We start from the raw sequence: 23,965 nt of genomic DNA, 5'->3' as shown, positions 1-23,965 counted from the left end.
TCAGCGCAACCTTATGGTGCCTTCCGATCAGAATCGGACGACACACGATTGATGTCAAAGGGGAGTGCCTTATCTGCCGCGATTCGGGTCAGCAGCATCCGAATCGCATCCGAAATTGATAACCCCATTTCAGCCAGAACAACAGTTGCGGCTTCTTTAATCTGCCCGTCAATCCGGGCACGAACGACGTCGTTACTTGCCATTGTTGCGCTCACAATAGATGTAGCTACATTGTGGCTCATAAGTACTATTGCGTCACTTACATTTTGTTGTGAACAGTAGAGCATCCCGGCGTGCCGCCGTCGGGCTCGCGGGCGTTGCCCCGCGCCTCGTGCCGAGTCGCGGCCATGCGGCTTTGATCCCTGATGCCTCCGGCCGTCTCTTCGCTCCTGGCCTGCGCGCGGCGCTTGCCCTCCAGGGGATCGGCTGGACAGCCCATCCCCGCCGCGCCTTGCTTGGCGCCCCTCGCATGCACCGAACAGGTTGCACCTGATCGACCAACAGCCATCCAGCTAGGCGTGCCGCTGGCACGCAGGGGCGCTCGCCGCGCGGCGTTGGTTTCAGCGCACCCCCTGGCCCATTGGCCGCTGTTCGTCTTTCCCCAAGTTCATCGCTTTTTCCCGCGACCGTAGCCCGCGGTGCCTGGCCGTCAAGGCGCGCAGGGCCGAGTCCTCGCTGCGCTGCGGGCCGCACCAACCCTGCGCTTCTCCCTTGACGGCCAGTCCCTCGCTGGCCCGGTTTTTCGCGGGCGATGAACTCAGGAAAGACGGCGGCAAACAGGACCGGCCCAGGTCTCTGCGCCGAACCAACCGAAGCCACAACGGGCTCCGAATCTTGGAATCCGGTCAGCTTTGAAACCACAGCAACTCATTGGAGAAAACCATGCAACTCGCATCTCGATTCGCTTCCCATTCCCCGACGCTGCGCAGTGACTACCCGCTGTCCGACGACCAAATCCGCCGCGTAGCCCCGTCCATCTTCGCGGAGGCCCCGCACGATAGCCGCTCCGAACGGTACGCCTACATTCCCACCGCCGCCGTGCTGGCGGAACTGCGCAAGGAAGGGTTTGAACCCTTCATGGCAGCGCAAACCCGCGTGCGGCACGACGACCGCCGCGACTACACCAAACACATGATTCGCCTGCGCCATGCCAGTCAGATCAACGGCGCGGAAGCCAATGAAATCGTGCTGCTGAACTCGCACGACGGCACCAGCAGCTATCAGATGCTGGCCGGAATGTTCCGGTTCGTTTGCAGCAATGGCCTTGTGTGCGGCGATACCGTGGCCGATGTGCGCGTGCCGCACAAGGGCGACGTGGCCGGTTCTGTCATCGAAGGCGCTTTCGAGGTGTTGAGCGGCTTCGAACGCGTGAAGGAATCCCGCGACCTGATGCGCGCTATCACGCTGGACGAAGGCGAAGCCGAAGTGTTCGCCCGTTCCGCGCTGGCCCTCAAGTACGACCCCACCGATAACAAGCCCGCGCCCATCACGGAAAGCCAAATCCTGATGCCGCGCCGGTTCGACGACCGCCGCCCGGACTTGTGGAGCGTGTTCAACCGCACCCAAGAAAACCTGACCAAAGGCGGATTGCATGGCCGCAGCGCCAACGGACGCCGCCAGCAGACCCGCCCCGTGCAGGGCATTGATTCCGATGTGCGCCTCAATCGCGCCCTCTGGATGTTGGCCGATGGCCTGCGCCAGTTGAAGGCCTGATTCCCCACGCGGCAGGGGCAGGCAGCAGCCCTTGCCGCTTTCTTCGCTGCTGCATCCCTGAACCGATAGGAGTTATCACCATGAACGCCATTACCCAAACCGAAGCCCGCGCCCTCAACACCGCCGCCGCTATCCCGCTGGAAGCCGCCGACCCGACCAAGAACCTGATTTTGGTTCCGCTGTCGCGGCTGGTGTCGCGTCCTGCTGGCCGCAACGTGCGCAAGACCCCGCGCATGTCCATTCCCGAACTCGCCGCGAGCATTCAGCGTGTCGGCCTGCTGCAAAACCTCATCGTCATTGCCGCCGCCGATGGCGAGCATTACGAAGTCGTGGCCGGTGGCCGCAGGCTGGCCGCGTTGAAGCTGCTGGCGAAGAAGCGCCGCATCAGCAAGGAATGGGAAGTGCCTTGCCTGTTGGTGGCCGATGGCACCGCCCGCACGGCCAGCCTCACCGAGAACGTGCAGCGCGAAGCCATGCACCCCGCCGACCAGTTCGAGGCATTCGCCGCGCTGGTGGCCGAAGGCCGACCCATCGAGGACATAGCCGCCGATTTCAGCGTCACGCCGCTGGTGGTGCAGCGCCGCTTGAAGCTGGCGAACGTCTCGCCCCGGCTGCTGGCCGACTACCGCGCCGAAGCCGTGACGCTCGATCAGTTGATGGCCCTTGCCATCACCGACGACCACGCCGCGCAGGAAACCGCGTTCTACGACGCGCCGACGTGGCAGCGCAACCCTTCCCAATTGCGCGACCGCCTCACCGAGCGCGAGATTGACGCATACCGGCATCCGCTGGTGCGTTTCGTGGGGCTGGATACCTACGGAGCCGCAGGCGGTGGTGTGCGCCGTGACCTGTTCGCGGAAGGTGACGCGGGCGTGTATCTGACCGATGCCGCGCTGCTGGAACGGCTGGCGCAAGACAAGCTGGCAGGTATCGCCGCCGAGGTGAAGGACGAAGGCTGGGCGTGGGTGGATGCCACCCCCGCCGTGACCCATGCCGACCTGCACGCCTTCCAGCGTGCGCCGAGGGAGCGCCGCGAACCGAACAAGCGCGAAGCGCAGCGCATCGAGAAGCTGCAAACCAAGATGCACGAACTGGCCGCCGCCGTGGATGACGCGCTTGATACCGAGGACGAGGAAAAGGCCGATGCCTTGCAGGAAGAAGGCGAAGCCGTGGGCGAGCAGTTGCAGGCGCTGGAAGATGGCTTGCAGGACTACGGCACGACCGTGAAGGCCGCAGCCGGTGCCATCGTCACCATCGACCGCAACGGGCAGGCAGTGATTCATCGCGGGTTGATGCGCGAGGCCGAGGCCAAGGCGCTGCGCACACTGGAACGCCTGCGCCAAGGTTTCGGCAGCGAAAGCGAAGCCGGGAACGACGACGAAGGCGAGGACGACGAGCAGCCCAAGACCGCCGCCATGTCCGACAAGCTGGCGCAGCGGTTGAGCGCCCACCGCACCGCCGCGCTGCAAATCGAAGTCGCCCGGCATCCGCAAGTGGCGCTGGCCGCGCTGGTGCATGGCATGGTGCAGACCGTCTTGCAGGGCAGCCACTACGGCCACGACTTGCCGCTGGGCGTGAGCCTGAAAGCGCAAGACCGGCTGGAAGGCATCGCCCCGGATATACCGGATTCGCCCGCCGCCGTGGCGCTGCGCGAGTTGCAGCAGGTAGCAGGCGAAGGCTTGCCGGAGGACAGCGCCGAACTGTTCGCCGTGCTGCTAGCGAAGTCGCAAGATGAACTGGTGCGGCTGCTGGCGATATCCGTGGCCGTCACGGTGGACGTGGTGACACCCCGCGCCACGCCGCAGCAACCGGGCGCGGAACTGGCGCAGGCTGTCGGCTTGGACATGGCCGCATGGTGGAAGCCCACCAATGAGGGTTATTTCCGGCATGTGCCGAAGGCCGCGATTCTGGAAGCCGTGGAGCAGTACGCCCCGGCGCACGTCACCCGGCTGGCGAAGTTGAAGAAGGCCGACATTGCCAGCGAAGCCGAGCGGCTGGCCGATGGCACCGGCTGGATGCCTGCCATCTTCAAGGCCGAAGGCACCGACGACACCACGGCGCAGGATGCGCCGCAGGCGGTGACGAACGACGAGCCGGAAGCCATCGACAACGACGACGAGCAGCAGGCCCACGCACTCGCCGCCTGACCTTCACCACCACCGAGCGCCCCGGTTTCGGCCGGGGCGCTTCGCTGTTCCATCAGCATCGGCCCCAGGCCGTTCCGCCCTGGTGCCGATGGTCAAAAATCCGGGCGCGGCGGTGGCCGCGCCCGGTTTCCAAGCCCAAAGCCAGAACGCCCCTTCGCCGCCTTCGGGCGGACGGCGAAGGGGCGGCGCACAAGTGACCTTGTGCGCGGGAAACCCTCGAAGCCCATAAGTGCGTCGGCGCACAGCGCCGACGACATTCCGAACGCGCCCCACCGCAATGGACGGGCGTGTGGGGCTACGCCCCGGCTTGCTGCCGCAGGTTGCACGAAAGCGTGCCGTCCTCGACGCTGGCGGTTCGTCGCCTGTACGTCACGAAGGACGGTTCACCGACACGCCGCCCGGCCTTGCAATGGAGCTTCCACGCCACGCCTCACGCAAAGGGCCGCAAGCAGCAGTAGGGACGCTTTCACCTTGTCGCTGGGCATTGTCCTTGCCCGTGTCAGGGCGCAGGCCGGTGAAGCCGTCGCGCGGGGATGCCGAGTCGGCCATGCCTCCATTCGGGAGCGGGCGGCCAGTACGTCCTTGTGTTGTTGTGAATCCTGGCGGTGGCTGGGCTTCATGGCCGCAACCTTCCAGCGAAAACAATTCCCCCTGCGCTGCGCGCATTCCTCGCGGGACAAATTCTTTTCGCTTCCAGGTTCTCCACGGTGTTGCGACCGCTGCGCGGTGCGGCCAGCCCATCCCCCGCCGGACGGATCACAACAAGGACGCACTGGCGCGACCTTGTTCAACCCGAAAGGAGAAATCATCATGGCTAACATCGGCACCTTCACCGCAGAGAAAGACGGCTTCACCGGCCAGCTCCGCACCCTGACCCTCAACTTCAAGGTCAAGCTGGTTCCCAACGACAAGGGCGAGAACGAAAGCGCCCCGGACTTCCGCCTGCAAGCGGCCGGCCACGACTTCGGCGCGGCGTGGAAGAAAACCAGCGAGGCCGGGCGGGATTACCTGTCGGTGGCCATCGACGATCCTTCATTCCCGGCGACGGTCTATGCCCGCCTGATCGAAGGCGAGAATGACACGCACGACCTCATCTGGTCGCGCAGCAAGCCCAAGGCGGCCTGACGGCCGCCCACCGCGCCCCGCCCATTGCGGCGGGGCGCGGTGCTGCTGATCGCAGCATCGCACGCACAGGGTTTCGGCAGTTGCCCCATGTCCCGCATGTCCAAGGCCAGCATTGCATTGGTGATGGTCGAATGGCTCGAAGCCCGTGGCAGTAGGAACAGCATGGCGTGTCGGCGCATTGCGCCGCCGGGCTTTCGGGCTGCGCCCCATGCCGCCAATGGCGTCATGTCCATTCGGCTTCAATCCCTCACGCCTTCGCGCCTGGCGGCGCTGCGCGCTCCGCTTGCGGGCATTCAGACGCGCTAGGGCGCGTCGCGCTCTTTCAGCACGGCCTCGAACTCCTGGCGCACCCGCGCCAGCAGTTCGTCGGCCTTGTGCGTGTCGTCGCCGGCGTAGGCCAGCGTCAACAGCGTCAGCGGATGCACTTCCATGACCTCGCACAGCTCGGTCAGCTTGTGCAGGGTCGGACTTTTCAAGTCGCGCTCCAGCGTACTCATATAGGTGCGGCTGGACACGTCGGAGAACGCTTCCTGGCTCAAGCCTCGCGCCTTCCTGACTGTCCGTATTGCCGTTGCCAATGAGTGTTTCGCTGTCACTAACTTGGTTTCCCCATAAAAACCAAGATGACAGCCCATTGCGCCCTATAGGGCTACAATCTATAGTGTTCATTCATGGCTGAAAGGCCCGCTTTCGTGCTTTTACGGAAATCCGCAGATGCGGATTCCGACAGAACCGGGGAATCGCATCCGTGTCTTTCCGGCTTCCGACAATTCCGCTTCGGCGCTTCTGTTCTTCTACGGATGCGATGGCTTGCACATCGGTGCTTCCACACGAATGCACGGATGCGTTTCGGCAGTTCTGCGCTTCGGCACCAAAGCGCATTCGCGCATCGTCGGTTTCGTGGAGAAGCTGCCCATGACCCTGCCGCTTGTCACCGCTGATGAACGCGCCCGGCTGCTGGCCCACGGCGCGGCGCTCGCCGCTGGTCAGCGGCTCGACCCGCTGCCCGTGGTGCGCTTGTTCACCCCGGACGCGCATGTGACCTGGCTGCTGGTGTCGCTCGACCCGGCGGATGGCGACACGGCCTACGGCCTGATCGACCTCGGTATCGGTATGCCTGAGCTCGGGATGGTCAAGCTGTCCGACCTGGCGGGCATCGTCGGGCCGCGCAAGCTGCCGGTGCGGCGGGATCGGTATTTCCAGGCGGTGCGCCCGTTATCGGAGTACGTCCGGCTGGCGCAGGAGAACGGCGCGATCACGGACTGATGAAAACCAGCGCGGCCTAGCCAGCCGGGGCGCATCGTGACTATTTCAATCTTGATCAAGACCGTGCAGGTCTGAATCCGCATTCTTGCACCGAAGTGGTGCGATCCTGTTGAAAACAGTCCTGATCTTGGGCGCGGGCTGCGGCACGGTGTTCGGTGCTGCGCGTCATTTTCCTGAAGGCGTAGCCGTCGCATTCAGACGATTTCCGCAACACGCAGAGCCAAATGGTCTTGACACCGACAGTTACAGCCTAACCAATTTTGATGACGACCTGATGGCATTTCGATAGTTCCCGCATCGCGGAAATCGTGGCGACGCATCCCAAACAGAGGGAGGTTTCGCCATGACTGATCGCAGCGCCGAACACTGGTATCCGACAGCGGCCTATCTCTACGTTCTGCACCTTGACGGCCCTGCGCTGGCGTGGGAATACCTGCGCCGAAATCCCGACTACCGCCGCGACTGGCTGCGCCGCCGCCGCCGGCCGGACACGGCGCAGGCGTGGGGCCTGCGCCTGCTGGAAGACCCAGCCCTGGATGCGCGCGACGCGCATCCGGCCTGGTTTCCCGATCACGATGCCGTCGTGCAGGTTTACCCGGACGATGACCCGCCACCCGAAGCCCATGCCTTCGAGTTCTGGCGCGTCCCTGGCCGCAAGCAACTGATCCACGACGGCAAGCGCCTGGTGCTGGTGTCGCATTGGCCCGGCTGCTGCCTGCGGCTCGCGCTCGCGCCGGGCCTGGAAGACGGCATGGCCTACCTCTACGCCACCCGCGCCTGCGCCACGCCCTGCGCGCGCTATCGCACGCTCGCGTCCGAGCTGGACGCATTGGCCGTGGCCACGGTTGCCACGCCTGCGGCGGCGGCCCGTTCCAGGCCCACGACGGCCGCGGTGCTGGAACTGCACACCTTGCAGACGCTCGACGCGACCCTGGCGGGCGCGTCATTGCGCGAAGTGGCCGAAGGGCTGTTCGGCGCCGATGCCGTCGCCGCCGACTGGCACAAGGACAGCGCCTTACGTGCCCGCGTGCGGCGGCTGGTACGTCGTGGCGATGCGCTGATGCGTGGCGGCTATCGCCGCCTGGCACAGCTTCCGCCGCCGTTGCAGTAGGGGGGGACGTTTCGCGTCCCCCGTAGATCGTCCCTTAGCAAGCAGCCTCGCTTTCTTGAAAGTGCCTCTAACCGGCCGCGTGGTGTGGCCGGGCTTGATGGAGGTACATCCCATGCGACCCGCTCCCTTGCGGCCTGCCGCCGCTGCTGTCGCTGCGCCTGCGCAGCCCCAACGCTACCTGACCAACGACGAAGCCGCCGAGTACCTGCGCCTGTCGCCACGCACGCTGGAGAAACAGCGCGTGATCGGCGGCGGCCCGAAGTTCCGCAAGTTCGGCCGCCGCGTCATGTACGCGGTGTCCGACCTCGATGCCTGGGCCGACCAGCGCAGCTACGAGGCGACTTCCGACCCGGAATATGCCGAACGCCACGCGGGCGATTACCGTGATGGCCGCTGATCGCTGGCGCGTGGGTGGCCGTCGCCATGTCCAGCCCGCCAGGGCAAGCCTTGCAGCGCGAACAGCTCGACCTGTTCCGCGCGCTGCCGGGCGACATGGCACCCCGCGACAGCCAGGACTTGATGGCCTTTCCGTTCTTCTCGCTGGCGAAGTCGCGGCGTACCGCGCCGATCGACTTCCGCGCCGGCGGCATCACCATCCGCGTGGAGGGTACGCAGGAGCACGGCATCGCAACGATATGGGATGCCGACCTGCTGATTTGGGCCGCCTCGCAGATCGTGGAGGCGCGCGACGCGGGCTTGCGCCCGTCGCGCTGGATACGCGCCACTCCCTACGAGATCCTGCGCTTCATCGGGCGCGGCACGTCTCTCAACGACTACCTGCGCCTGAAAGCCGCGCTCGACCGGCTGCAATCGACCACGGTGGCCACGTCCATCCGCGAAACCACGGGAAGGCGATTGCATCGCTTCTCGTGGATCAACGAGTGGAAGGAACTGGCCGATGCCAGCGGCGTGCCGCTGGGCATCGAACTGATCCTGCCGGACTGGTTCTATGCGGGCGTGCTCGATGCCGCCTTGGTGCTGACCATCGACCCAGCCTATTTCCGCTTGAAGGGCGGGATCGAGCGCTGGCTGTACCGCCTGGTGCGCAAGCACGGCGGCAAGCAGCCGGGCGGCTGGCAATTCGACTTCCGGCACCTGCACCGCAAGTCGGGCAGCGCTGCGCGCTTCTCCGACTTCGCTTACGACCTGCGCGTCCTGGTGGCGCGGCAGTCGCTGCCCGGCTACGTCCTGGGCATCGAGCGAATGCCGGACGACGGACAAGAACTGCTGACCTTCCGGCCCGTGCTGCACACGGCACGGGGATAACTCGTGGAAAAGGTGTGGACGGCCTCGTGCTATCAGGAGTACCGGGTATCGTGCTATCGGGAGTACGCCTATCGTGCTATCAGGAGTACGAAAACGCCGGAAAGCCAATAACGGCGCGGGTTTGCGGCCCCTCTAACTTCCCTAACAAGAAATACATAACTTTTAGTAGAAGCGCGCCGTTTCGGTGGACAACCGAGAAACGGCACGGCGAACAGCGTTTTGCACGGCAGGTAAAGCCCGGCTTTCCAGCAGGGAGGGCCGCGCCATGATCCTCGCTCTGCTCAACCAGAAAGGCGGTGTCGGCAAGACCACGCTCGCCACGCACATCGCGGGCGAACTGGCGATGCGCGGCCAGCATGTCGTCCTGCTCGATGCCGACCCGCAGGGTTCATCCCTGGACTGGACGCAGCGCAGAAGCCAGCAAGGCTTGCCACGGCTGTTCAGCGCCGTGGGCCTCGCACGCGAAACGCTGCATCAGGAAGCGCCAGAACTCGCCAGGCGGGCCGATCACGTCATCATCGACGGGCCGCCGCGCATCGCCGCCTTGGCGCGCTCCGCGCTGCTGGCGGCCGAGCGCGTGCTGATCCCGGTGCAGCCCAGCCCCTACGACCTCTGGGCCAGCTCGGAAATGGTTTCGCTGATCCGCGAGGCGCAGGTGTTCCGGCCGCTGCTCCGCGCGGCCTTCGTCATCAACCGGCGCGTCAGCACCACCATCATCGGGCGCGAGGCGCGGCAATCGCTCGCCGAACAGCCGCTGCCCGCGCTGCGCTCGGAGGTGCATCAGCGCATCGTCTTCGCCGACAGCGTGGCCGCTGGCCGGCTCGCACGCGAGACAGCGCCCGACAGTGCCGCCGCCCGCGAAATCACCGCCCTGGTGGACGAACTGCTGCGGTGGCCGACATGACAGCGCAGCAGCCACCCAACAGCAAACGCACGGGCAAGCGCGTCGGCATCGGCGCACGTCCGCCCGCGAATCCGCACGCCGAGGCGTGGATTCGTCAGGGCGATGCCGACGCGCTGGGCAAAGGCGACCTCTACACGGCCCGCCTCACGCTCGACATCACGCCCGCCATGCGGGCGCGCATCAAGGTGTCGGCCTTCACGCAAGGCGTGACCGTGGCCGACCTGCTGCGCGGCCTGCTGGAGCGGGAGTTTCCGCCGGAGAACACACCATGAACGCATTCGCTTGGCCTGCCGCGAACGCGGCACCGGCTGCGCCGCTGCCTGCGCTTTCGGCACTCGCCGGACAGGCCGGCAATGTGCCGCTGACGCGCGTTTCGCTGGCCTACCTCGAACATCGCTTCAAGCTCTACCTGCGCTTCGGCGAACCGGCGCGCACGCTTCAGCTCGACCGCTGGCGGCGCTGCGCGGTGTTCCTGCCGGGCGCGATGCTCTGCCGCATCCGCTGGCAGGCCAACGACTACGGCACGATCCGCTGGCAACTCATGGTGATGCAGGCTTGCACACCGCTGGACGCGGCGCAGCGCATCCCCGGTGTTCAGCCGGGCGCGCGCTTGCTCCTACACACCGAAGGCGATGCCAACGTGCGCGCCGTGCTGGAGCGCATCGACGGCATCGAGGCGCTGGGCATCGCTGCCATCGACGTGTCGCCGGCGTACTGGCGCACGCTGGGCAACCGTCTTGCGGCTCGCCTTGCGCTGCCCGAATACACCACCGAGCGGCATACCGCCTGGCTGGCCGGGAAGGTGCTGCCATGACCGCCCCGACCACCACACCCAACGCGCCCGACGTGGCGCCGCGTCCTCGCTCACGCCTGCGCGCTCGCATCGTGCTGGCGACACTGGCCGCCATCGGCTTCGCTGCGCTGGCCTGGGCGGCTTTCGTGTCGCCGCTGCCGCGTCTGACCTACAACCCGTCCGACAGCGTGGCGGTCGGCTGGTATCGCATTGACCCGTTCGACCCGCGCACCGCCTCGCTGCCACGTCCGTTGTCCGTGGACAGCATCGTGCTGGTGCCGCTTCCGGCCACGGCTGCCGCGCTCGCTGCGCAGCGCGGCTACCTGCCGACGCGCGTTCCGCTGCTCAAACGTGTGGGCGCGGTCGCGCCGCAACACGTCTGCATCGTCGCCGGTCAGGTACGCATCGACGGCGTGCCTTCGGCCGCCGTACTGCCCGCCGACCGGCTGGGCCGGGCGCTGCCGTCCTTGCAGCTTTGCCGCCGCCTTGAACCGGGCGAACTGCTCCTGTTGAGCGTGACGAATCCAGCATCGTTCGACAGCCGCTATTTCGGCCCGGTCAGCGCATCCGCCGTGATCGGCGTTGCGCATCCGGTGTGGCCGGAGATACGCCCATGATGGCCGCCGATTCGCTGCGCTCTGACGTGCCATCGGGCATGTCGTTCTGCTGGCTGCTTCAGTGTCGCTGCGCCTGTCGTGCCGGTGCATTCGCACCGCACGTCGCGCAGCATCCGGCGCAGCCGTCCAACGTTCAGGCGTCTTGCCTCGAACGCGCCCGGCCTGCGGCCATTGGCGCTTTCGCCGGCGCGCTGTCTGTTCACGCAGCAGCGCCGCCGGGCCGCCGTTGCCTGGAGCGACAGCGAAGGGCAAAGGCGGAAGGCAAGACAAAAGGACGCGGCACCTGGCCGCGTCGAAAGCCAGTCAGCACATGGGGGGAACGCGGCACGGAGCGGCTTCGCCACCGTGCCGCGTTTGGCGCGAGGGTCGCGCCAATGCTGGCATGTCCGCGTGCTTCGCACGACAGGACACGCCCAAGCTTGCGGGGAGCGCAGCCATGACCGACAGCCGCGACGACGACTTTCGCGTGCGCCCCAGCGCCCCGAAGAACCGGGGCAAGGGCCAGGGGCAGAGCTTCGTTTCCAAGGTGCTCAAGCAGGCCGGCAAAGCCAGCAGCGGCAAGTCGGCAGTACGCCGTCCTGGCGCGGCTGGCACCGGCCAGCGGCCCGGCTCTCGGCTCGGACGTGGCCACACGGCGGCGCGCTTCGCCGGGGCGAAGCTAATGCCCATGTCGCGGCGCGTGACCATCAAGACCTTGCTGGTCAATCACCAGCGGGCCAGCCCGCAATCGCTCGCCAAGCACCTGCGCTACATCGAGCGCGACGGCGCGGGTCGCGATGGCGAACCGGGCCGGGGCTACGGGCCACAGGCCGACGAAGCCGATCTGGACGCCTTCAAGGAACGCTGCGCCGACGACCGGCACCATTTCCGCTTCATCGTCTCGCCCGAGGACGGGGCCGAGCTGGACGACCTGCGCACCTACACCCGGCATCTGGTGAGCCGCATGGAAGCCGACCTGGGCACGCGGCTGGATTGGGTGGCGGTGGATCACTGGAACACCGACAACCCGCACACCCACCTGATCGTGCGCGGGCGCGACGACACCGGCAAAGACCTCATCATCGCGGGTGACTACATCGCCCACGGCTTCCGCCATCGCGCCGCCGAGCTGGCGACCGAGTGGCTGGGGCCGCGCACCGAACTGGAGATTCAGCAGACCTTGAGGCGCGAGGTGGAACAGGAGCGGTGGACGAGCCTGGATCGCACCTTGCAGCGCGAGACCGGCGAGGATGGCCGGGTGCATGTCGAACGGCTCAACGAGCCGAGGTTGCAACGCCAGCGCCTGCTGCTGATCGGCCGCCTGCAACGCTTGCAGCGCCTGGGCCTAGCCGACGAGGTGCAGCCCGGCACCTGGGCCATTCATGCCGATGCCGAGAAGACCTTGCGTGCCCTGGGTGAGCGTGGCGACATCATCCGAACGATGCAGCGGGCCATGAGCGGCCAGCCGCGTGAGCTGGCGGTGTTCGAGCCGGGCGACGATGGTCGCAGCCTCATCGGCCGCGTGGCCGCGAAGGGGCTTGCCGATGAGTTGCACGACCGAGGCTATCTGATCATCGACGGCACGGACGGTAAGGCCCACTACGTTGCACTGAACGCCCGCGACGAACTGGCGAACTATCCCACGGGCGCTGTGGTAGAGGTGAAGGGTTCGACTGAGGTGCGCACGGCCGACAAGAACATCGCCTCGCTGGCGAGCGATGGCCTGTACCGCACCGATCATCACCTGGTAATCGAGCAGGGCCGGGCTACGCCCGGACGCGACCCGCAGGAAGTCGTCGCCGCTCATGTCCGGCGGCTGGAAGCCCTGCGCCGGGCTTGCATCGTGGAGCGCGTGGCCGAAGGGCTATGGAAGGTACCGGACGACCTGGCCGAGCGTGGCCGCCAATACGACGCGCAACGGCTGGGCGATGTAGCCGTAGAGCTGAAATCACACCTTCCTATTGAACGGCAGGCCCGCGTCATCGGCGCGACTTGGCTTGACCAGCAACTGATCGGCGGTGGCCGTGGGCTGGGCAACTTGGGCTTTGGCGGTGATACCAAGCAGGCCATACAGCAGCGAGCCGATTTCCTCGAAGAACAGGGGCTGGCACAGCGCCGCGGGCAGCGCGTCATCCTCGCGCGCAACCTGCTGGGCACGCTACGCAATCGGGAACTAGTGCAGGCCGCGAAAGACATTGCGGCGGAAACCGGCCTAGAGCATCGCCCGGTGGCCGACGGGCAGCGCGTAGCCGGTATCTACCGGCGTTCCATTATGCTCGCCAGCGGGCGCTACGCGATGCTCGATGACGGCATGGGGTTCAGCCTTGTGCCGTGGCGGCCGGTAATTGAGCCGCGACTGGGACAACAGCTTGCCGCAAAGGTTATCGGCGGAAGTGCCTCTTGGGAACTTGGACGAAAGCCCAGTATCGGTATCAGTTAGATATCAAGGGAAGCTGAGTACCAGGCGCAGTCTGCTTGGCTGCTGTGATTCTTCTTAGAGATTCAATCAATGCCATAAACTCCTTGGATTGCCTCAGTGCTTCGCCTCCCGCAGTTTGCAGGTCCAAGACATCCGTAGCCTCGATCGTGAAGGCTGTGGGCACGCGCAGCAGCGAATGCCGGATCTTGTCGTCCGGCACGTCGTTCAGACTTACGCTTACTACGTAGATTTCTGCGTCGGCCGCAAAGGGGCTGTCCGCTTGGCCACGGGTGCGGACAATCTCGGAACGCCAGTGTTGCAGGTCGTCGTTAAGCATGGCCAGCGTCACCTGGGTCTCGCGAGCGCCGGCACCGAAGATCAGCGACTCAAGTACTTGCGTCGTGCTGGGAACTCGGTCGCTACTGTCCACTCTCTCGCTCAGTCCTCGTTCGGAGTTCACCGTCACCAACACGAGTCGGCGCAAGCTTCCGGGCTTGACCTCCGAGAAATTGGCGCTCATTGAGCCCGAAGCTACTAGCCGGTCTAGCATCAGACGTACGCCGAGGTTGTCGGAGACACCACCGTCCACGAGGTGGATATAGGGCCGATCGTGCGCATTGAGGTAGCTGTCTATGCCGCTTTGCAGGATGCGTGATCTGTAATTTTGCCCTCTGACAGGCAAAGATCGGAGAGGCGGCGGACAGGTATTGGCGTTGTTTCGCACCGTTACGGGCGACAGCACCAGCGGTACTGCCGACGAGGCCGCCACCGCGAAAGACAGCGGCGTTGCATCGAGGTCGGAACAGATTAGCCGGAATTGCTCGGTGGTGAAATCGAAAGGGGCACCGGTCGTGAGGTCGGTTGCCGTGATCATCAGTTCGGGCGCGCCCGGTCGTCGGCGCACGTCACCAAAGGTGCGGCCTTCAAAAAGTTCGTCCAAGCGTTGAGCCAGGATCTGGCTGCGCCCAAACCAAGGTGAAGTTAGTCTATAAAGACGCTCAGGCCACAGAGCTTCACGTATGAGTCGCCCCTCAAAAGGCACAAGCAGAAAATCCGGCTCGAAACGAGTCAGCGTGGCATCGCCGAAGGCCGCGAAGTGCGCGGCAAGGATGCTGCCCCCCGACACTCCGCTGACCAGGAACACCTGATCCAACAGAGTGGTCTCCTGGCCCTCTAGCGCGAAGCGTGTGGCCTTGAGTTCGCGCAGCACGCCCAGGCCGAAGGCCGCCGCCCGAGCGCCCCCGCCTGACAGTGTCACCGCTACAACCACCGGTTGGTTGACCTCCGACGGCCTGATGCGTTGGTCGTTCTCGGCGAGAGACATTAAGGCGGCGTCGGAAAGTGTCGGGTTGATCCAAGGACGGTAAGTGGAACACCCTGTCAGAACTACCGTTGCCAGCACACCGGCCAAACTCCATCGTGTGAATTTACACACCTCCAGGCGCTTTACCTCTGCAAGCAGCACCACGCAGCGTTTCGAATAGACAAGAACGAGAAACGCCGGCAATTTTGCGACGAAGCAGAGCCACTCCAGAATGCTGCAGACGTTACAAGAACGGCACCCTACGAATCCCCTTGATGAGGCTCCTCGCGATCCGCGCGAAGTTATGGAATAGCAGCTATTCACGAGCCAGCACTTCTCCAAGCGCTATTGATCCGTTCAAGGCAGGTGGTGATTGCAGACTTTGCATGCCCGAGCAGTGTGTAGGAGCCTTTGAAATCCGCGAGAGCGTTGCCGTGCTCGAAGCAGCTAGCAGCAGCCACCCGACGATCTGTTTGTTCATCTACTGCCTCAAACTCCAAACTAGCTCCCCCAGTTGTCACTGGTCCAACAAGCAACGTCGTTAGGGTGTTGACTGCTCTATTGGGCGTCTCAATGGTCGTAATTGCCACACGCACACGTATGCGGCCTGACGATGCGGGAGCTTCGGACTTAGTTTGGAGATGTCGCAGTTCACTGTTGACGTGATCGAGAAGCTCTCGCACTTGCTCAGCTTCAAGCCCACCTATGCGTCCAGTTGCCGTCACTACCTGAGCATCCTCGACTAATATTTCCCGGTAACGACTGGGTTCAAAGCCTGGCGCCTTGAAGAGCAGAACATTTTCGTACTTCGTTTTTCCCAATACATCGTAATCACCAAGAAACCCTGATCGAGTCATTCCGTTTGAAGCACAGCCAGATAAGGTTGCCGTGAGGCCTGCCAGCAGCACAAAATGGATTAATGAAATAGGGCGTTTCATATATATTTTCATTTATCCAATTTTCAGACAGACGATGCCAGCAACAACCAGCGCAATTCCAACCCAACGTATCAAGGAGGCGGTATCGCCGAACACATACACGCCCACGAAAAACGCGCCCAGCGAACCGATGCCGGTCCAGACCGCATAAGCTGTTCCTATGGGGATCTGTTTAAGAGATAACCATAGGAAAAAGCCGCTGGCTGCCATACAGGCAACTGCAATCGCCGGCCCCACGTAGCGCATCGCTGCATTGGCCGCACCCATCTTGAGGCCTAGTGGCCAACCGATTTCGAACAGGCCGGCAATCAGTAGAACCAACCATGGATTCCATGACAACGGGTTCATATATTTCTCCAAATCTATTCAGTGAAAATTGATTATCAAAGCATCAAAGCATCAAAGAATAGGCAGTAGGCGGTCAATTCGCTCTGCTTCTGATTTCTTCTTAAACTCTCTGATGGCGAGAATCTGTCTCCCCGATCTCTCCGGCCACGAGAGAGATCGGGGGAAGCGTGTGGACAGTTACGCTGAGGGATCAGACCGGTTGCACTGGTTGTTGTACCGCCTCGTGACTCCGTTTGCTGCCCGGCCACTTCATTCCGAACAGCACCTCGTAGAGCAACGGAATCAGGCCAAGCGTCACGAGCGTGCCAAGTGCGAGACCACCGATCATGCCGATGGCCATGCCCTTCCACAGCGGCCCCGCAAACAACATCAGGGGCACGAGACCCGCGATACAGGTCACCTTGGTCATCACGATTGGACGCAGCCGCTGCATCGCAGCTCCCACCAGGGCTTCATGTCGGGCGAGACCTTCCGAGAGGCCGTGTTCAATTTGTTCGAGCAGAAGAACGGCGTTGTTGACGATGATTCCGAACAGCGCAAGCACCCCGAATGTCGCCATGAAGCTGAAAGGAGTGCCTGTTGCCTTCAGTGCAATCACGACCCCAATCAACGTGAAGGGAATCGTTGCGAGAATCACGATCAGCTTGCGGAAGGAGTTGAACTGCCAGATGAATAGCAGCAACATCGCCAGAAGAGCGAACGGCATGTAGTGCGTGAGCGATGCATTCGATTCAGCCGATTCCTCAATTTCTCCACCAAGCTCTATGGCATAGCCTGCAGGTAGTTCAATTGCGGCGATCCGAGGTGCGAGGTGATCCACGATCTCTTGCGCGGTGTATGCGGTGTTCTGCCCCTGAACTGTGACTGTACGAATGAGATTGCGGCGCTGGATCACAGACGGCTCGCTAGCGAGCGTGACATCGGCCACTTGCGCCAGGGAAACCGGCTGGCCACCCGACGCTGGATAGATGGTCGTCGAACCAACGTCCGCAGTGCTGCGCCGATCATTGGACGTCCCGCGCATCACGATTGGCACGCTGGTATCGCCATCTCGGATCACAGAGATCGACTGGCCGATGTAGCGGGTGCCAAGCCAGGCAGCTATGTCGTCGGTGGTGACGCCAGCACGTCGCGCACGATCTTGATCGACCCGAACATCGAGACGGCCGACACGGGTATCCCAGTTGTTCTTGATGTTGGCCGTACCTGGCAGCTCCCGTAGCGCGGACTCAATTTTCGCCGCCGCATTCATCAGCACCTCATGATCCGGCCCACTGACCCGGTAGACGGCTGTGCCGGCTTCGGTAGTGCCTAGCGAGAACCGCTGAGGCTCTGCGCGTACATCTCCATGATGCTGCGCGAAGTAAGCCCGAGTTCGGGCAATCACGACGTCAATGTTGGTGCCTGCCTTGACCGTCACGACAAAGTACGCGATGTTCGATGCTGGCAATGGGGGATTGAGCCCAAGGATGAAGCGCGGCCCACCGTCAGCGACGTAGCCAATGTGATCCGTGATTTCGGGGTTGATTTCTTGATCACCGAGCCAGCCGCTCACTTCCTTCACTTTGGCAAGAGTGAGCCGTGAATCCGTTCCAGGGGCGAGCTGCACCGGTATTTGGAATTGAACTCGGTCGGACTTCGGCAAGAAGTCGTATGGCAGTGTCGTGAATCCGTACAGAGCTACGGCCAATGCACCCGTCATCACACCAACGTAGATCGCCTTGTGGTCAAGCACCCACTCAAGCAACTTGCGATAGCCGCGATAGAAGCGTGTGTTGTAGGTTTGCGCGTCATTCGCCGGTTGATGATGCACTTTGGTGAAGTGGTAGCACAGCAGTGGAGTGACGGTCAGACACAACAGCCAAGATCCGAGTAACGTGAGCGCGAGGACAATGACGAGAGAGCGCAGATACTCACTCGTCGCACTCTGGCCGAAGAAGAACGGGGAGAAGGCGATGACGATAACCAATGAGGACGTCAGCAGCGGCAGTGCGAGGGTACGACCCGCTTCGAGACAAGCCTGTTTGCGGTCTTCACCGGCTGCCAAGCGCCGTTCAATGTCTTCGGCAATCACGATGCCGTTGTCTACCAAGAGCCCCAAAGCGATGATGATGGCTGCCATCGAAACACTTTGCAGCTCGATGTTCAGCGCGCGCATCACGATCAGTGCCCCCAGAATGGTAAGCGGCACGATCATCCCGACGATGAATCCTGTGCGCCATCCCAGGAAAAGGACGACGACGCCGAGCACGATGACAATCGTTTCGATCATCACCTGGTTCATCTTGCCCATTTCACGTTTGACGACGTCTGCCTGGAATGTCACATAGGAGAGCTCGAAACCTGCGGGCAGAAGTTTCTCAAGCTCGGCCACACGGGATTTGAGGGCTACGCCGAATTGCTCCACGTTCTGGCCCGAGGTCATGGACACTGCCATCACTACGGCAGGCTGGCCCTTATAGACTGCAGCAGACTCGGGAGGATCTGCAGGTTGTACCTGCACGCGCGCAAGCTCTCCCAGTGAGATTGAAGGAGCAGGCGAAGCACCGCGCGCACCCTGAGCTTGCGCCATCATGATCGGCAACGCGCGCAGCGAAGCGGCGTCGCGAACCTCTCCACTAACAGCCAGCGAAGCGTTGATGCCACCGATGGCGATTTGCCCGCCTGAAAGCACGACGTTTTGTTTAACGAGTTGATCGATCACCCCTTGTGGGGTCAATCCAAGCTGGGCTAGTTTTGGTCGATCAAATTCGAGATAGACGCGCTCTTCCTGCAAGCCGTAGAAGCTGATGCGATCAACGCCGGGAAGCGCGTATAGGCGATCGCGCATCTCTTTCAACGACACACGCATTTCGCCCATGGAGTAGCCCGGCGCGGTCACCGCAATGGAGGCCACGGCAACACGGCCGAAGTCGTCGTTGACAAATGGCCCCAACGTACCCTGTGGAAGCAGAGGCTGAGCATCGGCAACCTTCGCGCGAACGCGCTGCCATATGGGGGCTAGGTCGGTGTACCGCTCCCAGATCGTGACCTGTATGACGGCCCCGCCCGCGCGAACGGTTGTGGTTACACGCTTGACCTCGGCCAGCTCCCGCAAACGCTCCTCGATCGGACGCGCGATCAACTGCTCAACACGTTCGGCTGGCATGCCAGGGTTCAGAACGGCAACAACCGCATCTCGAATCGTGACCGATGGCTCTTCCTGCGAAGGGAAATTGAGAAACGTGGCAATGCCGGCAACAAGAATGATGACCGCGGCAAGGTAGGTGAGTCTGCTGGCGCGCAGCGCCATTTCTGTGATCTTCATAGCGAAGTCTTCCTGTAGCGGGTCAGCGTCCGGCCAATTGGGTCGTGGCCTTGAGTGGGGTGACTTGTTGCTCGTTCGTCAGCCAACTCGCGCCAGCCGCGACTACCATCTCGCCGCGCTTCAGGCCGCCCACAACGCGAACGTTGTCGCCGCCTGGCTCGCTCTGGAATTGCACTTCCCGGCGGTGCACCTTCTTTCCGGTCACGTCATATACAAACACTGCGGCTTGTCCTGCTTTCTCACTGAGCACCAGTGCCGAATAGGGAAGCATCAGACGATCTGGTGAGGCATCCTTCGCTTCCGGTGCCTTCAGCAATACTTGAACGGCAGACCCGGGTCGAAGACTGCGCGCAAGAGTAGCATCTTGAGGAACGAGCACGACAGGTAAAAGTGAGCCATTTTCAGCACGCAAGCCGATGCGTTGTACCGAAGCACGAACGGGACTTGCTGACTCGCTCAGGCGCAGTTCGGCGACCTGCCCAATTTTGATATTTGCCGCCTGGGTCGTCGATGCAGTCGCAAGGACTTCTACGCCGCTGCGTAGTCCATCCACTTGAAGCACCGGCGCTCCGGCTGCAATATCTGTGAACGGCAGAGCGAGTTTCTCCGCGACGACGCCGTCGAATGGCGCATGAATGGCGGCCCCCCTTCGCGCACGCTCGGCAAGGCCGAATGCGGCCTTTGCATTGCGCACCTGGCCTTCAGCTGCAACCAACTGTGCTTTCACACTCTCGAATGCAGCCGGGGAGATTACGTTGCCCTCAAGCAGCCCCCTTTGCTGCGTTGTCTGCACGATTCTGTCTGCCAATGCGGCTTCCGCAGCAGCGAGTGTCGCCCGAGCCTGTTCTAGGCGGAGTTGCTCGGGCTGAACATCCAACTCAGCCAGAAGCTGTCCGCGAGAGAAGCGATCTCCCACGTCCACATGAAGCTTGCTGATACGCCCGCCAGTCTCGAACCCCAAGGTACTCCGCTCACTGGAGCGAGCTAGACCACTCAATTCAATGCGATTGGCCACAGAACCTACATCCCCCACCGTGAGCAGCTTGACCGCTCGCGGTGGATCGGAAGCAGGCTCCTTCTGACTACCACAGCCGGCAAGCGATGCGAGCAGAACAAACGCGAGGCCGACTTTCTGCATTTGCCAGGACTGGGATTTAAAGGGAGTGCAAGACACGGGAAGGCCTTTCATCAGCGTTTATCAATAGGGGTGAGTTCCAGTTCGCCGCGGGCGAGCGCCTGGAGGGTGTGCATGAGTCGAGAAAGGTCTTCGGCAGCAAACGTCGGAAAACCCATCATTTCGGCGAGGAAGACTCCGTCCAAGGCAAATAGAACGATTCCGGCGATATCGGTGCCGCGTGGAGATTTGCTCGCGTTCTCGTACTGCCTGCGGTACCAGCCGCGCACAGGCTCAAGCAGCGTGGGGTCTTCAGCCACGGCCGCCAGCAATGCAGCGCTCATCTTTTGCATCCCGCCGTCAGGCATAGCCGAGACCTGGCTGGATAGCCAAGGGTCTGGATCGCCGACGAATGGCAGCTCTCGCTCTTCCTGCCCGCCATCAAACGCCGAGACCTGGTCATCAATCATCGTGAGGAGCAGATCGCGCTTGGTCTTGAAGTGGTACAGGAACGCACCTTTGCTCATTCCTGCCCGTGCAACGACCGCGTCAAGCGTTAGGTGCCCGGCACCTCCCTCCATGACTACGTCACGCGCAGCTTGAAGGATGCGCTCCCGTGTTTGTTGCGCGTTCTTAGAGATGGAGGGGGCTTCAGCGCCGTTGTCCGCCGAATGCGACTCCTCTGGGCTTGATTTCATACGAGTTGCCATGGTGAAACTCCAAAGATGCTTGATTTTTGAACCGTCTGGACGGTATAGTACACGCCATGAACTATGCCCGTCAAGACGGCCTCCTCAATTCACAACCTAGTGGCTCAACATGTCCGATCCCTACGCCCGCCGCGGCCTTACTGCTGTTGCATTCCTATCGATCACGCTTCTCGCCGCGTGCAGCCACTCGCCTCACAGGGTGGAGACATCACGCGTTGAGGTTCCGGCCAAATTCATGAACGAAGCGGGTCTGGCTGTGCAGCAGGTGCCAGCACAAGCACTCCCGGCCGAGTGGTGGACGGCGTACGGTGATCCGCTGATTGACGCGCTGGTGCGCAACGCGCTGGAGCACAACACCGATCTCGCTATTGCAAGAGCGCGGATTGATGAAGCTGTGGCGATCACCCGACGTACACGCGCTTCAATGTTCCCTAGCTTGGCGCTCACGCCCCAAGCAACGCGCGCGCGCGACTTTTCTTTGGCACCGACCATCAGCAGCGATGCCAGGCTTCCGCTGTCGGCTTCATGGGAAGTTGATCTAGCGGGCCGCCTCTCGCATGCCGCTGATGGCGCACGGATGGACGCAGTTGCTGTCGAACAGAACTGGTTCGCGACACGTTGGCAGATCGCCTTTGAGACAGTGTCCGCTGCACTGCAGCAGCGGCAGGCGGCAGAGCTGGAAGATCTGGCAAAAGAGCGACTTCAAGTCGCCGAGCGCCTTGAGCGTCTGACAGAGCAGAAGTTCAAGGCAGGTCAAGCTACGGGCTTTGACATTGAACGCACGCGTTCCGAGGTCATCGCCCTCCGGGTGGAGCAAGAGCAGTTGCGACGCGTACGCGGCGAAGCAACGCATGCCTTGGATGTGCTCGTTGGCCGGATTCCGGGGGCGCTTGGCAGCGGTCCTGCGCTTGCCTCTCTCACCATGCCCGATTGGACTCCCAGAAGCGTGCCAGGCGAATTGCTGCAGCAGCGCCCCGACGTCAGAGCCGCGCAGGCGCGTCTTGCAGCGGCGACGGCGCGATGGAACGCAGCAGAAGGCGAGCGGTTCCCCAAACTTGTGCTCGATTTGAGTGGTGGGCGCCAACGCTTCGAGAACAACGGAACACGTGTGGCAGGGAACATTTTCTCTCTGGGCTTGGGTGTGACGCTTCCGATCTTTGACGGTGGAGCAATACAAGCGGGAATCGACGAGGGCTCAGCACGCAGTCGCGGCGCACAGGCTGACCTGGAACGCACGGTTTTGCTTGCGCTTCAGGATGTGGAGAACGCTTATCTGGGCTGGCAGACCCAGCGGACTTCTCTGCAGCATCAGGTCGATGGTCTTGTCGTCGCTGATCGACTCCTTGACCGCAGTCGACGCCTCTTTGAGGCGGGACAGGTGGATGCGACCGTTGTTGCAGAAGCGGAGCGTGGCACCTTGTCCCAGCGAGCGGCTCTGGTCCGTGCTCGCGCCGACGCAGCCGTGCAATGGGGTGTTCTCGCTAAAGCGCTTTCTGGTTCGCCAGAGCATGTGAATCTGCAATCTTCACCCTGAGTCCTTGAGTTGGAAGAACGCAGCATGGCAGCGAGTTTTAAATACTGAATAGATCGACGATTAGTAGGGGACGCATGGAAATTCGACATCTACGTTGTTTTATGGCGCTCGCCGAGGAACTTCACTTCGCTCGCGCCGCTGCGAAACTGCATATTGAGCAGTCCCCACTGTCTCGCACGATCAAAGAACTCGAAGAGGAGTTAGGAGCACAGCTCTTTATTCGGAACACGAGAAGCACGCGTTTGACACGAGCTGGGTTGATGCTCATGGAGCACGCACTTCGGGTGTTCGCATCCTTGCAACAGGCGCGGGACTGCGTGAAGGCAGCAAAAAATGGCTTTCATGGACAACTCCGCGTCGCCTTGTCAGACGGCGCAACACTACTGTGCTTACCAGCCCTATTGGCGTTGTGTCGCGAGGAGGAGCCCGAGGTTGAGATTCGCTTTTTTGAGGTGCCACTATCCCAACAAATCAAAGGATTGCACGACGACCTGTATGACGTCGGCTTTGCACAGTCCGACGACGTAGGTGATGGAATCGTCGCACTTCCCGCGTGGACTGACACGCTTATGGTGGCGCTGCCAGCTCGGCATCCGTTGCTGGCTCTTAAGCGAATTCCATTGGATGAACTGCTGCGCTACCCGCTAGTGCTATCTGATCCTCAAGTGTGCGAGGGCCACGCCAAGCACATTGAGCGAGTACTTAGCCGGGCTGAAATGCAGCCTCTAGTTGCCGAGCGGGTTACCACTTTCGACCTGATGATGGCGTTGGTATCTGCCGGTTTTGCACTCGGACTTACAGGGGCTGCACACATTGCAGCCTCCCGAGAGCCAGGAGTCGTGGCGAGGCCGCTTTCGACACGCGTACCACCTTTGACGACCTATCTACTCAGACTTGAAGGCGATCCGTTTGACGAGCTTGCGCGCTTCATTCAGCGAGTACAGGCCATCGAATTGCCAGAGTTTCTCAGGTCAACAAAAAGCCGAAATCCCGATCTTCCGGAGGAATTGATGCCATGAGACTCGCCATCACGCTCGTCGCTGCAATGCTAGTCGCATGCGGTCAATCTGATAAACCGCACAAAGCCACTAGTGCAGAAAAGAAAACCCCGACAGTAGAAGAGCTGGTGGCAGACCCGGAACAGCTCAAGAAGTTGCGCCAGCAATGCAAGACGGATCGGCCTACTTTGGGCGAACTGCTTTGCAACCGGGTAGCGGAGGCAACACGTAAGCGGTTCTACGGTGACGGAAAAACGCCATACACACCGCCCAAAGAATCCCCCAAATTCTGAAATTCAGCAATTCAGCAATTCAGCAATTCAGCAATTCGCTAGTCTGCCTGAATCTTCTGTTCGGCACGCTGATATTCGCC

General features: G+C 62.4%; 24 protein-coding genes. 16 read left to right on the top strand and 8 right to left on the bottom strand.

The features are described 5' to 3' along the window. Positions 1-11: 11 nt before the first annotated feature. Positions 12-203, bottom strand: a complete 192-nt coding sequence (locus FYB76_RS13055; RefSeq protein ID WP_004883046.1) for a type II toxin-antitoxin system RelB/DinJ family antitoxin — start codon at positions 201-203, stop codon at positions 12-14. Between the two features lie 679 nt (positions 204-882). On the opposite strand from FYB76_RS13055, the gene FYB76_RS13050 reads away from it, so the two are divergent. The 4 genes from FYB76_RS13050 (at position 883) to FYB76_RS13035 (ending at position 5,291) form a co-directional block, all read left to right on the top strand. Then, the gene (locus FYB76_RS13050; protein WP_004883049.1) at positions 883-1,713 is read left to right on the top strand and encodes a DUF932 domain-containing protein; all 831 of its coding nucleotides are present in this window, start codon (positions 883-885) and stop codon (positions 1,711-1,713) included. 80 nt (positions 1,714-1,793) lie between these two features. Beyond that, complete coding sequence (locus tag FYB76_RS13045; RefSeq protein ID WP_004883050.1) at positions 1,794-3,860, top strand: ParB/RepB/Spo0J family partition protein; 2,067 nt, start codon at positions 1,794-1,796, stop codon at positions 3,858-3,860. Positions 3,861-4,670: 810 nt separating this feature from the next. Continuing rightward, positions 4,671-4,985: a DUF736 domain-containing protein gene (locus FYB76_RS13040; protein ID WP_004883051.1), complete on the top strand. Its 315-nt coding sequence runs from the start codon at positions 4,671-4,673 to the stop codon at positions 4,983-4,985. A gap of 87 nt (positions 4,986-5,072) precedes the next feature. Further along, positions 5,073-5,291, top strand: a complete 219-nt coding sequence (locus FYB76_RS13035) for a hypothetical protein (RefSeq protein WP_103790875.1) — start codon at positions 5,073-5,075, stop codon at positions 5,289-5,291. Here FYB76_RS13035 and FYB76_RS13030 read toward each other — a convergent pair. Further along, positions 5,288-5,581 carry a helix-turn-helix domain-containing protein gene (locus FYB76_RS13030; protein WP_064717570.1) on the bottom strand — a complete coding sequence of 98 codons (294 nt, stop codon included), beginning with the start codon at positions 5,579-5,581 and terminating at the stop codon, positions 5,288-5,290. The genes FYB76_RS13035 and FYB76_RS13030 overlap by 4 nt on opposite strands. A 118-nt stretch (positions 5,582-5,699) precedes the next feature. Here FYB76_RS13030 and FYB76_RS26805 point away from each other — a divergent pair, with 118 nt between their 5' ends. The 9 genes from FYB76_RS26805 to FYB76_RS12980 all read left to right on the top strand — a co-directional run bounded on the left by FYB76_RS26805 (position 5,700) and on the right by FYB76_RS12980 (position 13,361). Further along, positions 5,700-6,251 carry a DUF2958 domain-containing protein gene (locus FYB76_RS26805; protein ID WP_004883053.1) on the top strand — a complete coding sequence of 184 codons (552 nt, stop codon included), beginning with the start codon at positions 5,700-5,702 and terminating at the stop codon, positions 6,249-6,251. 343 nt (positions 6,252-6,594) lie between these two features. After that, positions 6,595-7,362, top strand: a complete 768-nt coding sequence (locus FYB76_RS13020) for a DUF2285 domain-containing protein (protein WP_004883055.1) — start codon at positions 6,595-6,597, stop codon at positions 7,360-7,362. Between the two features lie 112 nt (positions 7,363-7,474). Beyond that, positions 7,475-7,759, top strand: a complete 285-nt coding sequence (locus FYB76_RS13015) for an AlpA family transcriptional regulator (RefSeq protein WP_004883058.1) — start codon at positions 7,475-7,477, stop codon at positions 7,757-7,759. 14 nt (positions 7,760-7,773) lie between these two features. Next, the gene (locus FYB76_RS13010; RefSeq protein WP_028699137.1) at positions 7,774-8,628 is read left to right on the top strand and encodes a replication initiator protein A; all 855 of its coding nucleotides are present in this window, start codon (positions 7,774-7,776) and stop codon (positions 8,626-8,628) included. 265 nt (positions 8,629-8,893) lie between these two features. After that, complete coding sequence (gene parA / locus FYB76_RS13000; protein WP_004883061.1) at positions 8,894-9,532, top strand: ParA family partition ATPase; 639 nt, start codon at positions 8,894-8,896, stop codon at positions 9,530-9,532. Then, on the top strand, positions 9,529-9,804 hold the full coding sequence (locus FYB76_RS12995) for a hypothetical protein (RefSeq protein WP_004883063.1): 276 nt from the start codon (positions 9,529-9,531) through the stop codon (positions 9,802-9,804). Before parA ends, FYB76_RS12995 begins: the two co-directional genes overlap by 4 nt. Further along, positions 9,801-10,346, top strand: a complete 546-nt coding sequence (locus FYB76_RS12990; protein ID WP_004883064.1) for a DUF2840 domain-containing protein — start codon at positions 9,801-9,803, stop codon at positions 10,344-10,346. Before FYB76_RS12995 ends, FYB76_RS12990 begins: the two co-directional genes overlap by 4 nt. Beyond that, a complete protein-coding gene (locus FYB76_RS12985; protein WP_004883067.1) occupies positions 10,343-10,942 on the top strand; it encodes a S26 family signal peptidase in 600 nt (199 codons plus the stop codon). The genes FYB76_RS12990 and FYB76_RS12985 overlap by 4 nt, the downstream gene beginning before the upstream one ends. A gap of 436 nt (positions 10,943-11,378) precedes the next feature. Further along, a complete protein-coding gene (locus FYB76_RS12980; protein ID WP_004883068.1) occupies positions 11,379-13,361 on the top strand; it encodes a relaxase/mobilization nuclease and DUF3363 domain-containing protein in 1,983 nt (660 codons plus the stop codon). On the opposite strand, the gene FYB76_RS12975 is transcribed toward FYB76_RS12980, so the two are convergent. From FYB76_RS12975 to FYB76_RS12950, 6 genes are all read right to left on the bottom strand, one after another. Beyond that, complete coding sequence (locus tag FYB76_RS12975; RefSeq protein ID WP_196636953.1) at positions 13,354-14,808, bottom strand: patatin-like phospholipase family protein; 1,455 nt, start codon at positions 14,806-14,808, stop codon at positions 13,354-13,356. The genes FYB76_RS12980 and FYB76_RS12975 overlap by 8 nt on opposite strands. A gap of 155 nt (positions 14,809-14,963) precedes the next feature. Further along, positions 14,964-15,581 carry a DUF3313 family protein gene (locus FYB76_RS12970; RefSeq protein WP_004883071.1) on the bottom strand — a complete coding sequence of 206 codons (618 nt, stop codon included), beginning with the start codon at positions 15,579-15,581 and terminating at the stop codon, positions 14,964-14,966. A 12-nt stretch (positions 15,582-15,593) separates the two neighbouring features. Next, positions 15,594-15,929, bottom strand: coding sequence for a multidrug efflux SMR transporter (locus FYB76_RS12965; protein ID WP_154133896.1), 336 nt, complete (start codon positions 15,927-15,929; stop codon positions 15,594-15,596). 190 nt (positions 15,930-16,119) lie between these two features. Beyond that, positions 16,120-19,236, bottom strand: coding sequence for an efflux RND transporter permease subunit (locus FYB76_RS12960; protein ID WP_004883075.1), 3,117 nt, complete (start codon positions 19,234-19,236; stop codon positions 16,120-16,122). Positions 19,237-19,258: 22 nt separating this feature from the next. Next, on the bottom strand, positions 19,259-20,425 hold the full coding sequence (locus FYB76_RS12955; RefSeq protein WP_023123862.1) for an efflux RND transporter periplasmic adaptor subunit: 1,167 nt from the start codon (positions 20,423-20,425) through the stop codon (positions 19,259-19,261). Beyond that, positions 20,425-21,060 carry a TetR/AcrR family transcriptional regulator gene (locus FYB76_RS12950; RefSeq protein WP_034139498.1) on the bottom strand — a complete coding sequence of 212 codons (636 nt, stop codon included), beginning with the start codon at positions 21,058-21,060 and terminating at the stop codon, positions 20,425-20,427. The genes FYB76_RS12955 and FYB76_RS12950 overlap by 1 nt, the downstream gene beginning before the upstream one ends. 109 nt (positions 21,061-21,169) lie before the next feature. Here FYB76_RS12950 and FYB76_RS12945 point away from each other — a divergent pair, with 109 nt between their 5' ends. The 3 genes from FYB76_RS12945 (at position 21,170) to FYB76_RS12935 (ending at position 23,885) form a co-directional block, all read left to right on the top strand. Then, positions 21,170-22,594 (top strand): efflux transporter outer membrane subunit, encoded by a 1,425-nt coding sequence (locus FYB76_RS12945; RefSeq protein WP_028699135.1) that lies wholly within the window; start codon positions 21,170-21,172, stop codon positions 22,592-22,594. Positions 22,595-22,668: 74 nt separating this feature from the next. Beyond that, positions 22,669-23,613 (top strand): LysR family transcriptional regulator, encoded by a 945-nt coding sequence (locus tag FYB76_RS12940; protein ID WP_154133895.1) that lies wholly within the window; start codon positions 22,669-22,671, stop codon positions 23,611-23,613. Next, positions 23,610-23,885, top strand: a complete 276-nt coding sequence (locus FYB76_RS12935; RefSeq protein ID WP_004883082.1) for an EexN family lipoprotein — start codon at positions 23,610-23,612, stop codon at positions 23,883-23,885. Before FYB76_RS12940 ends, FYB76_RS12935 begins: the two co-directional genes overlap by 4 nt. Positions 23,886-23,965 lie beyond the last annotated feature (80 nt).

The sequence above is a fragment of the Herbaspirillum sp. CAH-3 genome, from assembly GCF_009668275.1.
GTDB lineage: Bacteria > Pseudomonadota > Gammaproteobacteria > Burkholderiales > Burkholderiaceae_D > Herbaspirillum > Herbaspirillum aquaticum.
This window is presented reverse-complemented; position numbering and strand designations above follow the sequence as displayed.

What these genes read in the sequence shown, in the direction of transcription:
- FYB76_RS13055 (WP_004883046.1), bottom strand. Translation starts at nt 203, where the DNA reads ATGGCAAGTAACGACGTCGTTCGTGCCCGGATTGACGGGCAGATTAAA.
- FYB76_RS13050 (WP_004883049.1), top strand. Translation starts at nt 883, where the DNA reads ATGCAACTCGCATCTCGATTCGCTTCCCATTCCCCGACGCTGCGCAGT.
- FYB76_RS13045 (WP_004883050.1), top strand. Translation starts at nt 1,794, where the DNA reads ATGAACGCCATTACCCAAACCGAAGCCCGCGCCCTCAACACCGCCGCC.
- FYB76_RS13040 (WP_004883051.1), top strand. Translation starts at nt 4,671, where the DNA reads ATGGCTAACATCGGCACCTTCACCGCAGAGAAAGACGGCTTCACCGGC.
- FYB76_RS13035 (WP_103790875.1), top strand. Translation starts at nt 5,073, where the DNA reads ATGTCCCGCATGTCCAAGGCCAGCATTGCATTGGTGATGGTCGAATGG.
- FYB76_RS26805 (WP_004883053.1), top strand. Translation starts at nt 5,700, where the DNA reads ATGCGGATTCCGACAGAACCGGGGAATCGCATCCGTGTCTTTCCGGCT.
- FYB76_RS13020 (WP_004883055.1), top strand. Translation starts at nt 6,595, where the DNA reads ATGACTGATCGCAGCGCCGAACACTGGTATCCGACAGCGGCCTATCTC.
- FYB76_RS13015 (WP_004883058.1), top strand. Translation starts at nt 7,475, where the DNA reads ATGCGACCCGCTCCCTTGCGGCCTGCCGCCGCTGCTGTCGCTGCGCCT.
- parA (WP_004883061.1), top strand. Translation starts at nt 8,894, where the DNA reads ATGATCCTCGCTCTGCTCAACCAGAAAGGCGGTGTCGGCAAGACCACG.
- FYB76_RS12995 (WP_004883063.1), top strand. Translation starts at nt 9,529, where the DNA reads ATGACAGCGCAGCAGCCACCCAACAGCAAACGCACGGGCAAGCGCGTC.
- FYB76_RS12990 (WP_004883064.1), top strand. Translation starts at nt 9,801, where the DNA reads ATGAACGCATTCGCTTGGCCTGCCGCGAACGCGGCACCGGCTGCGCCG.
- FYB76_RS12985 (WP_004883067.1), top strand. Translation starts at nt 10,343, where the DNA reads ATGACCGCCCCGACCACCACACCCAACGCGCCCGACGTGGCGCCGCGT.
- FYB76_RS12980 (WP_004883068.1), top strand. Translation starts at nt 11,379, where the DNA reads ATGACCGACAGCCGCGACGACGACTTTCGCGTGCGCCCCAGCGCCCCG.
- FYB76_RS12970 (WP_004883071.1), bottom strand. Translation starts at nt 15,581, where the DNA reads ATGAAACGCCCTATTTCATTAATCCATTTTGTGCTGCTGGCAGGCCTC.
- FYB76_RS12965 (WP_154133896.1), bottom strand. Translation starts at nt 15,929, where the DNA reads ATGAACCCGTTGTCATGGAATCCATGGTTGGTTCTACTGATTGCCGGC.
- FYB76_RS12960 (WP_004883075.1), bottom strand. Translation starts at nt 19,236, where the DNA reads ATGAAGATCACAGAAATGGCGCTGCGCGCCAGCAGACTCACCTACCTT.
- FYB76_RS12955 (WP_023123862.1), bottom strand. Translation starts at nt 20,425, where the DNA reads ATGAAAGGCCTTCCCGTGTCTTGCACTCCCTTTAAATCCCAGTCCTGG.
- FYB76_RS12950 (WP_034139498.1), bottom strand. Translation starts at nt 21,060, where the DNA reads ATGGCAACTCGTATGAAATCAAGCCCAGAGGAGTCGCATTCGGCGGAC.
- FYB76_RS12945 (WP_028699135.1), top strand. Translation starts at nt 21,170, where the DNA reads ATGTCCGATCCCTACGCCCGCCGCGGCCTTACTGCTGTTGCATTCCTA.
- FYB76_RS12940 (WP_154133895.1), top strand. Translation starts at nt 22,669, where the DNA reads ATGGAAATTCGACATCTACGTTGTTTTATGGCGCTCGCCGAGGAACTT.
- FYB76_RS12935 (WP_004883082.1), top strand. Translation starts at nt 23,610, where the DNA reads ATGAGACTCGCCATCACGCTCGTCGCTGCAATGCTAGTCGCATGCGGT.